At 72.0% G+C, this 11,851-nt stretch carries 12 protein-coding genes; 3 read left to right on the forward strand and 9 right to left on the reverse strand.

Features of this window, described 5'->3' with window-relative positions:
• Positions 1-51: 51 nt before the first annotated feature.
• Positions 52-1,035 carry an ArsR/SmtB family transcription factor gene (locus Aiant_RS37370; RefSeq protein ID WP_189331545.1) on the forward strand — a complete coding sequence of 328 codons (984 nt, stop codon included), beginning with the start codon at positions 52-54 and terminating at the stop codon, positions 1,033-1,035.
• A 936-nt stretch (positions 1,036-1,971) separates the two neighbouring features.
• Here Aiant_RS37370 and Aiant_RS37375 read toward each other — a convergent pair.
• The 6 genes from Aiant_RS37375 to Aiant_RS37400 form a co-directional block, all read right to left on the reverse strand.
• Entirely contained in the window at positions 1,972-4,635 is a 2,664-nt protein-coding gene (locus tag Aiant_RS37375) for a fumarate reductase/succinate dehydrogenase flavoprotein subunit (protein WP_189331544.1), read from the reverse strand.
• Complete coding sequence (locus Aiant_RS37380) at positions 4,632-5,378, reverse strand: ABC transporter ATP-binding protein (RefSeq protein WP_189331543.1); 747 nt, start codon at positions 5,376-5,378, stop codon at positions 4,632-4,634. The genes Aiant_RS37375 and Aiant_RS37380 overlap by 4 nt, the downstream gene beginning before the upstream one ends.
• Positions 5,375-6,202 carry an ABC transporter permease gene (locus Aiant_RS37385; RefSeq protein ID WP_189331542.1) on the reverse strand — a complete coding sequence of 276 codons (828 nt, stop codon included), beginning with the start codon at positions 6,200-6,202 and terminating at the stop codon, positions 5,375-5,377. The genes Aiant_RS37380 and Aiant_RS37385 overlap by 4 nt, the downstream gene beginning before the upstream one ends.
• Complete coding sequence (locus tag Aiant_RS37390) at positions 6,199-7,536, reverse strand: ABC transporter substrate-binding protein (RefSeq protein ID WP_189331541.1); 1,338 nt, start codon at positions 7,534-7,536, stop codon at positions 6,199-6,201. The genes Aiant_RS37385 and Aiant_RS37390 overlap by 4 nt, the downstream gene beginning before the upstream one ends.
• Positions 7,533-7,757, reverse strand: coding sequence for a 4Fe-4S dicluster domain-containing protein (locus tag Aiant_RS37395; protein ID WP_189331540.1), 225 nt, complete (start codon positions 7,755-7,757; stop codon positions 7,533-7,535). The genes Aiant_RS37390 and Aiant_RS37395 overlap by 4 nt, the downstream gene beginning before the upstream one ends.
• Positions 7,758-7,974: 217 nt before the next feature.
• The gene (locus tag Aiant_RS37400) at positions 7,975-8,775 is read right to left on the reverse strand and encodes a GntR family transcriptional regulator (protein WP_189331539.1); all 801 of its coding nucleotides are present in this window, start codon (positions 8,773-8,775) and stop codon (positions 7,975-7,977) included.
• 246 nt (positions 8,776-9,021) lie between these two features.
• Here Aiant_RS37400 and Aiant_RS37405 point away from each other — a divergent pair, with 246 nt between their 5' ends.
• Complete coding sequence (locus Aiant_RS37405) at positions 9,022-9,471, forward strand: SRPBCC family protein (RefSeq protein ID WP_189331847.1); 450 nt, start codon at positions 9,022-9,024, stop codon at positions 9,469-9,471.
• Positions 9,468-9,806, forward strand: a complete 339-nt coding sequence (locus Aiant_RS37410; protein WP_189331538.1) for an ArsR/SmtB family transcription factor — start codon at positions 9,468-9,470, stop codon at positions 9,804-9,806. The genes Aiant_RS37405 and Aiant_RS37410 overlap by 4 nt, the downstream gene beginning before the upstream one ends.
• A gap of 49 nt (positions 9,807-9,855) precedes the next feature.
• On the opposite strand, the gene Aiant_RS37415 is transcribed toward Aiant_RS37410, so the two are convergent.
• From Aiant_RS37415 to Aiant_RS37425, 3 genes are read right to left on the reverse strand one after another with little or no spacing between them, the layout of a single operon-like run.
• A complete protein-coding gene (locus Aiant_RS37415; protein WP_212846635.1) occupies positions 9,856-10,305 on the reverse strand; it encodes a VOC family protein in 450 nt (149 codons plus the stop codon).
• Between the two features lie 38 nt (positions 10,306-10,343).
• Positions 10,344-10,976 (reverse strand): DUF2461 domain-containing protein, encoded by a 633-nt coding sequence (locus tag Aiant_RS37420; protein ID WP_189331537.1) that lies wholly within the window; start codon positions 10,974-10,976, stop codon positions 10,344-10,346.
• A 25-nt stretch (positions 10,977-11,001) separates the two neighbouring features.
• Positions 11,002-11,808: an NADPH-dependent oxidoreductase gene (locus Aiant_RS37425; protein WP_229830239.1), complete on the reverse strand. Its 807-nt coding sequence runs from the start codon at positions 11,806-11,808 to the stop codon at positions 11,002-11,004.
• Positions 11,809-11,851: the final 43 nt, after the last annotated feature.

The raw sequence follows: 11,851 nt of genomic DNA on the forward strand, positions 1-11,851 counted from the left end.
GTGGCAGCTCGCGGGCGCGACAGATTCGCCAGGTGGCGTAACGTCAAGCCGGTGCTGCGCTTCGAGGTGGATGCCGAGGACCTGCTGCGGACCCGGTTCGCGGTGTCGCCGATCTTCGAGCTGCAATCGCTGATCCGGGTCCTGGCGCTGCCCGCGCCGGGCCTGCCGGAGTCCTGGCTGTCCCGATTCCGGCCCGCTTTCGATCAGCTGCGCGAGCAGCCCGGCCTGGCCGCGTCACTGGCCCTGAAGACCGCCAAGTCCGGGGCCAACTTCTACGCACCGCCGCCGCGCGGCATGGCCCAGACCATCGAACAGGATCTTGACGCGATCCGGTCCTGGCCGCTCGGCGCGGCCCGCGAGGAGATCGACTGGTATCTGGCCCGCCGCCGGGTCACGGCCGAGACCAGAGCTTTCCTGTACGCCGGGGACGTGCTCGACCGGTTCGCCGGTTTCCTGGAGCTCGCCTGGTCGGCCCTGCTCGCCGCGGAGTGGCCGCAGATGCGCGCGGTCTGCGAGCGCGACGTCGTGCACCGCGCCGCCGAGCTGGGCCGCTCCGGTTGGGCGGCGGCCCTGGCCGGTCTCGGCCCACGGGTCCGCTGGCACGACAGCGGCATCGAGTTGTCCGCGCACACCGGCCCGGCCGGCGCGCTCGGCGGCGCCGGCCTGCTGCTCGTCCCGTCGGTGCTGATCTGGCCCGGCACGGCGGTCTTCGGCGACGACCCGTGGCCGAAAGCGGTCATCTATCCGGCGCGCGGCGTCGGTGCCCTGTTCGAGCCAGCCCCGCCCACCGTCCCGGACGCCCTGGCCGCGCTGCTCGGCCGCAGCCGGGCCCGGCTGCTCGCCGCCCTCGCCGAGCCGGCCAGCACCACCCAGCTGGCGGCGGTCTTCGGGCTGGCCACCGGCGCGGTCGGTGACCACCTGGCGGTCCTGCACCGGGCGGGCCTGGTGAGCCGCGCCCGGTCCGGGCGGTCCGTCCTTTATGCCCGCACGGTATTGGGTGATCAGGTGCTTCGTGGCAGCGCGGGGGTCCGATGAGCCGGCGTTGCGGGTGTCCCGTGACTCGTTGAGGTGCTCCACGGCGGGTGGCGGCCCCGAGGCTGGTGGTCACCGTCGCGGCCGGCGCTCACGGGACCGTGGCTGGTCACGGTCTGCGTTCCGGGCCACGGGTCTGGCGGTCACCGTCGCGGCCGCCGCTCGCGGTCCGCTCCGCCGGCAGCGTGCGGTCCGCGATTCAGATGCGGTCTGCGGCGGTGCCAGTTCCCGGTACGCCGATCGTGTGCTCACACCGCCCCACCGCGATGTACCCCGCTCACGTACGCAGCCGTTGTCCCGCCCCGCAACGCAACCCCCAACCCGGGCTGGCGCCCAGGGCCCTATCGCGGGCGTGGTTAGGGCGGTCAGTGCCAGCTCGTGGTTGCCGGCTGGCGTTCAGAGCCCTATCGCGGGCGTGGTTAGGGCCGTCAGCGCCAGCCCGTGGTTGCCGGCTGGCGCTCAGAGCCCTATTCCGGGGGTGGTTAGGGCCGTCAGTGCCAGCTCGCGGTTGCGGGCTGGCGTTCAGAGCCCTATCGCGGGGGTGGTTAGGGCCGTCAGCGCCAGCCCGTGGTTGCCGGCTGGCGTTCAGAGCCCTATCGCGGGGGTGGTTAGGGCTGTCAGTGCCAGCTGGTGGTTGCGGGCTGGCGTTCAGGGCCCTGTTGCGGGGGTGGTTAGGGCCGTCAGTGCCAGCCCGTGGTTGCGGGCTGGCGCTCAGAGCCCTATCGCGGGCTTGGTTAGGGCGGTCAGCACCAGCAGGCCTGGTTCCGGGGTCGGGGGAGAAACGCACCCCGCGGCTGGTTGTCCACAGGGGCTGATGGGGGGTGCGATTTTCCGCGACAATGGCAGGTGGTGGTGGCACCCCCCTTAGGGAGGGTGGGCTCTGCGTGGACGGGGTTGGGCGCGGCCGCGGTCCGGCGGGGAGCGGCCGCGCTCGGTGGATCAGGCGGTGCTGAGGGCGCGGCGGGCCCAGGCGCGGACGTCGGCGTCGCCGTCGGTGCTCGCGTCGGTCAGGGCGGAGCGGACGTCGTCGCGGTCCGGCCAGGTGGACAGGGAGCGGATCGCGGCCTTGCGGACGTCGAGGTTCGTGTCCTTGGCCGCGGTCAGCAGCACCGGGACCGCCAGTTCGGCGGGCGCGGCGGCGAGTGCCTTGGCCGCGCCCTCGCGGACCTGCCAGGCCGGATCGTCGAGCCGGGCGATCGCCAGGTCGGCCAGGGGCGGCGGGCAGCCGATCGGCGCGGCGGCGGCCAGGGCCGCCGCCTGGACCAGGAGGTCCGGGTCGGCGGCGAGCCGTTCCAGGGCGGCCGCGCCGTGCGGGTCGCCGACCGTGCCGAGGCCGTGTGCGGCGGCCACCCGGACTTCGCGGGCCGGGTCGAGGGCGGCCGCGGCCAGGCCGGTCACGTCGTCGCGGCGGACCAGGCCGCGGACGGCTTGCAGGCGCACGGCCACCTCGACGTCCTCGGCCGCCGCCCGGAAGTCGGCGGGGGTGCCGAGCCCGATCACCCGGAGCAGCTCGACGACCACCTCGCGGACGGCCGGGTCGGTGCCGGCGTACGCGGCCCGCAGCCGCTGGGCCAGTTCCGCCGAGGCCGGCAGCACGTCGGCGAGTTCGCGCAGCCCGGCCACGGCGGCCGCGCGGACCCCGGCGTCGGTGTCGGCCAGGGCGGTGACCAGGGCGTCCGCGACGCCGGGCGGCGCGACTTCGGTGAGCGTGGCGACGGCGGTCTGCCGGACTCCCGGGTCCGGGTCGGCGAGGTAGGGCTCGAAACCGGCCAGTGGCGACTGGTCGTCGGCCAGGGCCAGGACGGCGACGATGCGGTCGGCCGCGGGTGCGGCGGTGACGTGCTCCGGGCGTACCGAAATCGGGGTGTGGAGGGCGGTGCCGAAGGAGCGGACCTCGGCCACCGGGGTCTGCTCGGGGCCCGGCTGGGGCTCGAAACCGTCGACCGGGAACAGGTAGGCGGCGACCGGGCGCTTGACGAACTCCATCTCGCCGTCGTCGTTGCGGCGCAGGTTGAGGTGGTAGAGCCACTCCGCGTCGTCGCGCTGCGGGTGGTCGGCACGCTCGTGGTACAGGCCCCAGCGGCTCTCGGTGCGGACCAGCGACGCGCGCGCGGCCATCTCGGCGCAGTCGCGGATGAAGCTGACCTCGACGCAGCGCATCAGCTCGTGCGGGGTGCGCCCGCCCATCCCGTCGATCTCGCCGGCCATCCGCTGGAACGTCTCGACGGCGATCTCCAGTTTGGCGGCGGACTTGGGCGGGGCGACGTAGTCGTTGACGAAGCGGCGCAGCTTGTACTCGATCTGCTGTTGCGGGGGACCGTCGGGGTGGTCCAGCGGGCGGTAGATCAGCGCCTTTGCCGCCTCGATTTGATCGTGCGGGAGCGCCGAGAGATCGACCGAACGGGAAGCGGCATGCGTCCCCGCCAGATCACCGAAGACGAACGCGCCGATCATGTAGTTGTGCGGCACGCAGGCCAGGTCGCCGGCCGCGTAGAGACCGGGCACCGTGGTCTGACCGTTCTCGTCCACCCAGACGCCGGACGCCGAGTGCCCGCCGCACAGCCCGATCTCGGAGATGTGCATCTCGATGTCGTGGGTGCGGTAGTCGTGGCCGCGCCCGGCGTGGAACGTCCCCCGCGACGGCCGCTCGGTGGTGTGCAGGATCCCCTCGATCGCGGAGATCGTCTCGTCCGGCAGGTGGCTGAGCTTCAGGTAGATCGGCCCCCGGTCGGAGTCCAGCTCCCGCGCCACCTCGGCCATCATCTGCCCGGACCAGTAGTCGCAGTCGACGAACCGCTCACCCCGGTTGTTGACCTGGTAGCCGCCGAACGGGTTGGCGACGTACGCGCAAGCCGGCCCGTTGTAGTCCTTGATCAGCGGGTTGATCTGGAAGCACTCGATCCCGGACAGCTCGGCGCCCGCGTGGTACGCCATCGCGTACCCGTCCCCGGCGTTCGTCGGGTTCTCGTAGGTGCCGTACAGATAACCGCTCGCCGGCAGCCCCAGCCGCCCGCACGCGCCGGTCGCCAGGATGACCGCTTTCGCCCGCACGGTGACGAACTCGCCGCTGCGCGTGTCGAACCCGGCCGCCCCGACCGCCCGCCCGTCGGCGGTCAGCACCCGGACCGGCATCACCCGGTTCTCGATCTGGATCTTCTCGCGCATCTCGCGGCGGCGCAGCTGCCGGTAGAGCACCTTCTTGACGTCGCGGCCCTCCGGCATCGGCAGCACGTAGCGGCCGGAGCGGTGCACCTGACGGACCGCGTACTCGCCGTACTCGTCCTTCTCGAACTTGACGCCGTAGCGTTCCAGGCGCTGCACCATGGCGTGCCCGCGGGTGGCGGTCTGGTGGACGGTGCGCTGGTTGACGATGCCGTCGTTGGCCCGGGTGATCTCCCGGACGTAGTCCTCCGGCGTGGCCTTGCCCGGGATGACCGCGTTGTTCACGCCGTCCATGCCCATGGCGAGCGCGCCGGAGTGCCGGACGTGCGCCTTCTCCAGCAGCAGCACCTGCGCGCCGTGCTCGGCGGCGGAGAGCGCGGCCATCGTGCCGGCCGTCCCGCCGCCGACCACCAGCACGTCGGTTTCCAGTTCGCGGGTCACGCGGCGTTCCTCTCGAACAGTGCGGCCAGGAGCTCCTCGCGGGCCTCCCGGACCAGGGGAGTGCCGCGGGTGGCCGGGTCCCGTGGCTCGGGGACGTCGACCAGCGTGGTGATGCCGGCCGGGGTCAGCACGGCGACCCGGTCGGCGACGAACAGCGCCTCGTCGACGTCGTGGGTGACGAAGACGACGGTGGCCGCGGTGCTGTCCAGCACGTCGGCGAGCAGCCGTTGCATCGCCCCGCGGGTCTGCGCGTCCAGGGCGCCGAACGGCTCGTCCATCAGCACCGCGCGGGGTTCACCGGCCAGGGTGCGGGCCAGCTGGACGCGCTGGCGCATGCCGCCGGAGAGCTGGGAGGGCAGCCGGTCGGCCTGGTCGGCGAGGCCGACCCGGTCGAGCCAGTGCTCGGCGCGTTCCCGGCGGGCGGCGCGGGACAGGGTGCGGATCGCCAGGGGGAGTTCGACGTTGCGGCGTACCGAGCGCCACGGCAGCAGGGCGTCGTCCTGGAACATCAGCGCCCGGTCCGGGGACGGGGCGAAGATCGGCTTCTGGTCGGCGTACAGGGTGCCGTCCTGGACCCGGAGCAGGCCGGCGAGGCTGCGCAGCAGGGTGGACTTGCCGCAGCCGGAGGCGCCGAGGACGGCGAAGACCTCGCCGGGGCGTACCTCGAAGGAAAGGTCTCGCACCACAGGCCGGGAGCCGTGGCCGAGAGTCACTCGGTCCGCGCGCAGTGCCAGCCCGCTCATCGTTGCTCCTTCAGTTGTTTCGGCAGCCAGCGGGTGACGCGGCGGCCGAGCAGCTCGACCGCGCCGGCCGTGGCCCAGCCCAGCACCCCGATCGTGATCATGCCGACCAGCACGGCGGGGTAGTCGACGATCGTGTAGGCGTGCCAGGTGCGGTAGCCGACCCCGAAGTCGCCGGAGATCATCTCGGCGGAGATGACGCAGATCCACGAGACGCCCATGCCGACCGACAGGCCGCCGAAGACGCCGGGCAGCGCGCCCGGCAGGACCACGGTGAACAGCACCCGCCAGCGGCCGCCGCCCATGGTGCGGACGGCGTCCTCCCAGACTTCCGGCAGGGCACGGACCGCGTGCCGGGTGCTGACCAGGATCGGGAAGAAGGCGGCGGTGCAGGTGATGAAGACGATGCCCTGCTCGTTCTGCGGGAAGATCAGGATGGCGACCGGGACCAGGGCGATCGCCGGGATCGGCCGGACCACCTCGAAGAGCGGTTGCAGCAGGTCGGCCAGCAGCCAGGAGCGGGCCACCGCGATGCCGGCGCCGATGCCGAGGACGGCGGCCAGGGCGAAACCGGTCAGGATGCGGACCAGGCTCTGGGCGATGTCTTGGTAGTACACCGGGTCGTGGAGCAGGGTGGTCAGCTGGTCGGCGACCTCCACCGGGGTGGGCAGCCGGTCGAAGCGCAGGCCGAAGGTGATGTCGGCGCTGGTCAGCCACTGCCAGAGGAGCAGGGCTCCGATCAGTGAGCAGGCGCGGAGCAGCCAGCGCAGCCGCGGCCTTCGGTGACTCGTCCGGATCAATGGCTTGATGGCGGCGAGAGTGGTCATGCCGCGGCCACCGCCTGGGCGTAGGTGATCACGGTGCCTTTCCCGTATTTCTCCGCCGCCGCCCGGGTGATGAACGGGAGGAAGTGGGTGCCGTCCTGGACCCAGATGCTCTTGTCGGCGAACCAGCGGGTGCCGGTGACGGTGTCCGGGACGTAGGCGGCGCGGACCTGCTTGCCGGACTTCTCGGCATTCTTGACGGCTTTCAGCAGGCAGGTCGCGTCGGCGGCCGGCTGCGTCGTCTCCTCGCCGGTGAGCCACAGCTCCCCGGCCCCGGCGCCGACCGGCGTCTTGCAGATCGGGTCGGTTCCGGACAGGACCGCGCCGTTGCCGCCGGTGGTGGCCGGCAGGTAGGAGCTGTCGATGAAGGCGTCCAGGTCGATGCCCTGGAGCACGCCGATCGACTTCAGGAACGGCACGTCGTTCTGCAAGGCCTGCTTCAGTTCCGGCTTCAGCGGCAGCTCGAAGGTGGCGATGCCGTTCGCGCCGTTGTAGAGATAGACCACCTCGGCCGGCAGCCCGGTCTGCTCCGCGACGATCTCCGCGGCCTTCAGCGGCTGCTTCCACAGGAAGTCGGTGGCGTCCTGCTGCGCCTGGAGGAACGCCTTGACCACGTCCGGGTGGTCGGTGGCGTACTGCTGGCGGACCACGGTGCCGTGCAGCGTCGGCACGTTCAGCTCGCCGCCGTCGTAGAGCACCTCCGCCTCGCCCCGCTTGACCAGCAGGCCGGGCCAGGCGACGAACTGCGACAGCGCGGCCACGTTGCCCGACTGGAGTGCCGAGGCGCCGATCGGCGGCTGCTGGTTCTCGACCTTGAGGTCCTTCTCCGGGTCCACGCCGGCCTTGCGCAGCGCCTGCACGAGCAGGCCGTGCGCGGCCGAGCCGGCGCTGGTGGAGACGGTCTTGCCGCGCAGCTGCGCCAGGCTCTTGATCGGCGATCCGGGCGCGACCACCACGGTGTTCAGGGCGCCGTGCAGGTTGTACCCGGTGACCGCGATCATCTTGGTCCGGGTCTGCTCGGACTGCTGCCCGCGCGAGCCGTTGATCAGCAGCGGGTAGTCGCCCATCGACCCGATGTCGATCTTTCCGGCCATCATCTGCGCGGTGATCGGCGCACCGGTGTCGTAGTCCTGCCAGACCACCTGGTACTTGTCGCCGAGCCGTTTCTCCAGGTAGCCCTGGGCGCGCAGCAGGGTTCCCGCCGTGACCGTGTTGATGGTCTTCGACTGGTATCCGACGACGAGCTGCTCCTTGCCGTCCTGCGCGGCGTTGCCGGCGACGGTGCAGCCGGAGAGCGTGAGTACCGTGGCGGCGGCGACCGCGAGCCGGCGCCTCATCGGATCAGCACCGGCATGTTGACGGTGACCGCACCGGTGGGGCAGCGCGCCGCGCACGGCCCGCAGTACCAGCACTCGTCGACGTGCATGTATGCCTTGCTGGTCTCCGGATCGATGGCCAGGGAGTCCAGCGGGCACATGTCCACGCAGAGCGTGCACTCGTCGATGCAAAGACTTTTGTCGATCGTCACGGGGACGTCGACCCGCTGGTTGACCAGCATCGTTCCTCCATTTATCGAGAATCAAGATCAACTTCAAGAGACAGATGACTCGGATCCGCGCTGATCACCGATCGTCGCTCCCGCCAGGGACCCTTCCGGGCCGGGCAGGCCGCTGGCGCGGCCAGAACGCCCGCCCCGCAAGGGCGACGTCCGCGGGTGGCCCCGGCCGCCAAACCCGGCCGGGATGCGTGATGGTGGCGCGATGGTGGACCTGGGGTCAGCCGGCGCGGCTCCGCGGGTCGTGCGGCGAGGTGAGCGCCGACGGAGTCGTGCGGCGCAGCTGGGTCTGGAGGGTGAGACGGTCGCCGCGGAAACGGATCCACTCCAGGTCGACCGGCCGGCCGTCGGCCAGGTGCGTGACCCGTTCGACCATCAACAGCGCGGCCCGATCGGTCACGTCCAGCAGCGCGGCGCAGTGCGGGTCCGCGTTGACCGCCTCGACACTCACGTCCGCGTGCCCGAGGCTCTGCCCGGTCAGCTCCTCGATCAGCACGAAGACGTCGCGGTGCGCGAGATCCTCGCCGAGCAGCGGGACCCCGATGTCCTGCGGCAGGTAGGTGAGGTCGAGCGACACCGGCACCCCGTTGAGGCTGCGCACCCGTTCCAGATAGACGACCTGCTCGCCGTCCGGCACCCGTAGCCGCCGGGCCACCACGGCCGGCGGGCGGATCACGGTCAGCGTGCGCACCTCGTTGGTGATCTCGCCGTGCTCGCGCAGCGTCTCGGCGAGCCCGGCCAGCCGGTTCAGCCCGTGGCCGTACTTCGCGGAGACGACCAGCGTGCCCACCCCGGGCAGCCGCTCCACCAGGCCCTCGGCGGCGAGCAGCCCGAGCGCCTCACGCACCGTGTTGCGGGAGGCGGCGTAGTCCCGGCAGAGCATCGACTCGCCGGGCAGCGCCCCGCCCCCGAACGCCCCGCCGAGCACCTGATGGCGCAGCACGTCGGCGACCTGCCGAGCCCGATCGGCCCGGCGGCGGCGCGCCTCGGTCAGCGCCGTCGTCTGCGGTTGCGGTGTCATCCCCTGCACGCCGTGAAACCTATTAACCTCATAGGAAAAGTGGAAGAGGTGCGTACCTCCGCCACCTATGTGGCCCGTCACCGTGCCGTTGAGCAGCGCAAACACCTCCCGCCGCGATAGTTGCGCCGCGAAAGACGTCCGCATGCTGGAACCGTCGGCGCCGGGCGCGCAATATGCAACCATAGGTTGCGTGTTCGGCGGGCGGGGTCTACCGTGAGCCGCAACAAAAGGTTGCAGGAGGTTGTCGTGGAGCTGGGGACGATCGAGCGGGAGATCTACATCGACGCCACCCCCGAGGTGGTCTTCGAGGTGGTCAGCAGCCCGGAGCACGTCAAGGGCTGGTGGCCGGACGACGCCGACTATCAGGCCTCGCCCGGGTCCAGCGGGACGATCACGTTCGGCGGTGAGCACGTCGAGCAGTTCACGGTCGTCGACGCGATCCCGCCGAAGATGTTCGCGTTCCGCTGGACGCACGCGCCGGGGGAGGTGGCGGACGAGGGCAACTCGCTGCTGGTCACCTTCGAGCTGACGCCGTCCGGGGGCGGGACGCTGGTGCGGATGACCGAGACCGGGTTCCGCGAGCGTGGCTGGTCGCAGGCTGTGCTGGAGCAGTGCTACCGGGAGCACGTCAGCGGCTGGGACCACTTCCTGCCGCGGATCCTGCCCTACGTCGCCACGCTGCGGGTGCGGCCATGAGCACGGCGGTCGACGACGACCTCTGGTCGGCGATCGGCGATCCGACCCGCCGCCGGATGCTCGATCTGCTGCTCGCCGAGGGCGGCGGCACCGCGACCACGCTCAGTCAACAGATGACGGTCACCCGGCAGGCGGTGGCCAAGCACCTCGCCGTCCTCGACCGCGTCGGCCTGGTCCAGGGCGCCGCGGCCGGGAGGGAAAGGCGATATCGCGTGGACGACGAACAACTGGCCCGGGCCGTCGCCCAGCTGGCCTCGGTCGGCGCCGCCTGGGACGCCCGCCTGCGCCGCATCAAGCGCATCGCGGAGACCATCCAGAAGGCCCGGGAAACCTGAGACCGGCGCGCGGGACCGGGAGCGGCAACCTGCCGGTCCCGCGCCACGGTCAGTCCAGGCAGAACTCGTTGTCCTCCGGATCCGTCATCACGATGTGCCCGGCCTCCAGCGGCGGCGCCGGCTCCCGGCGGCTCACCCGCGTCGCGCCGAGCCCGACGAGCCGGGTCGCCTCGACCTCCAGCGCCGCCATCCGCTCTTCCCCGGACAGCCCGGGCGCCGCCCGCACGTCGAGGTGCACCCGGTTCTTGGCGGCCTTGCCCTCCGGAACACGCTGGAAGAACACCCGCGGCCCGGCGCCTTTGGGGTCGACCACCGCGTTCGCGTCGTTCCAGCGCTCCTCCGGGATGTTCATCGCCGCCAGCGCCTGCTCCCACGACGCGAACCCGCCCGGTGGCGCCTGCATCTGATAGCCGAGCGCCTCCGCCCAGAACCCGGCCAGCCGCAACGGGTCGGCGCAGTCGAAGGTGATCTGAACTTCGCGAGCAATCTCAGGACTCATACCGGTCAGCGTGCCGCGGATTGCGGCCACTGTCTGTCCTAAACAGCGGACCGGCCGACGTTGTCGTCGAGCCAGTGGCGCAGCGGCAGGCTCTCCCGGAGGAACTCGACGATCCGCTTCTGCGCGGCGGCCGTGCCCAGCCACGCCGCCGGTGCCCACTCCTTCCAGGTGGTCAGGCCCTTGTGGCGGAGCAGGTCGATCCGCGGATGATCTTTCGGAAAGCCCCGGGGCGTGGTCTTCAGGCTGCCGTGCCCGTGCACGCCGATCCCGGCCTTCTCGATCCCGGCGATGACCTCGGTCAGCTCCGTGCCGGTTTGCTCGTCCACCACGGCCCGCCGATAGCGCTCCAGCTGCCCGGCGTCCAGCTGGTAATACCCGGACCCGGCGGCCAGCCCGTCCGCGGAGAGCTGGATGTACCCGCCCGCGCTCAGCCACGCGCCCAGGTGCGTCTTGTACGGCGTCTTGTCCTTGCTGAACCGCACGTCCCGGTACGGCCGGAAGATCTTCCCCGGCCCGAACTCCGGTTCCAGCGCCGCGAGCAGCTCCGCCATCGGCCCGCGCACCCGGCTCTCGTAGAACTCCAGGTGCCGGGTCCAGTACGTCTTCGAGTTGTCAGCGGCGAGACCCTCGTAGAACTCGAGCGCCTCCACCGGCCAGCCGCGGAACGTCATGGGGCCAACGGTAGGACATGGCCGGTCAGTGCGAGGGCAGGCCGAGGCGCTCCAGGATCTCCCGGAGGCGGTGCCGGCCGCCCATCGACTCCGGACCCCGCAACCGGGCCAGCACCCGGTCGCTCCATCCGCCGGCCAGCCCGTACCGCTCGTTGTAGGCGGCCAGCCGCGCGTCGTACGCCGGAATGTGCGCGTCCGCCGTGGCCGCGTCGTACACCTCCCGGTGCAGCACCGCGGCCTGCGGCAGGCGCGGTTTGACCCCGGCCCGCTCGTCCGGGTCGGGCGTCCCGACGGCCAGCCCGAACGCCGCCACGGTGTGCGGCGGCAGCTTCAGCTCGGCCGCGATCTCTTCCGGGTGGTTGCGGACCGCGCCGACGAAGACCGAGCCCAGGCCCAGCGACTCGGCGGCGAGCACCGCGTTCTGCGCCGCGAGCGCCGCGTCCACGAAGGTGATGACGGTGCTCTCCAGGTAGTCCGCGGCGGCCACCGTGGTGCCCGCCTGCCGGGCCAGGCGGCGGGCCCGGTCCAGGTCGGCGATCCAGAGCAGGAACAGCGGGGCCTGCGCGATGAACGCCTGGTTCCCGGCGAGCGCGGCGAGCCGGGAGCGCCGGTCCGGGTCGCGGACCGCGACGACGCTCCAGGCCTGGAGGTTCGACGAGGTGGGCGCCGACTGGGCGGCGGCGACCAGTGCGGTCAGCTCGTCCTCGGTGACGTCGCGGCCGGTGAAGCGGCGCACCGAGCGCCGGGCCAGCTGGAGCCGCAGCGTGTCGGTGAGCACGGCGAGGCGCGCGTCGGGGTCGCCGTAGCGGGCGGGGGTGAGCAGGTCGGTCACGGGTACTCCTTGCGTCGGGCAGCTTCCATATATTAGCTATAGA

This window comes from Actinoplanes ianthinogenes, assembly GCF_018324205.1.
In the GTDB taxonomy this organism is placed as follows: domain Bacteria; phylum Actinomycetota; class Actinomycetes; order Mycobacteriales; family Micromonosporaceae; genus Actinoplanes; species Actinoplanes ianthinogenes.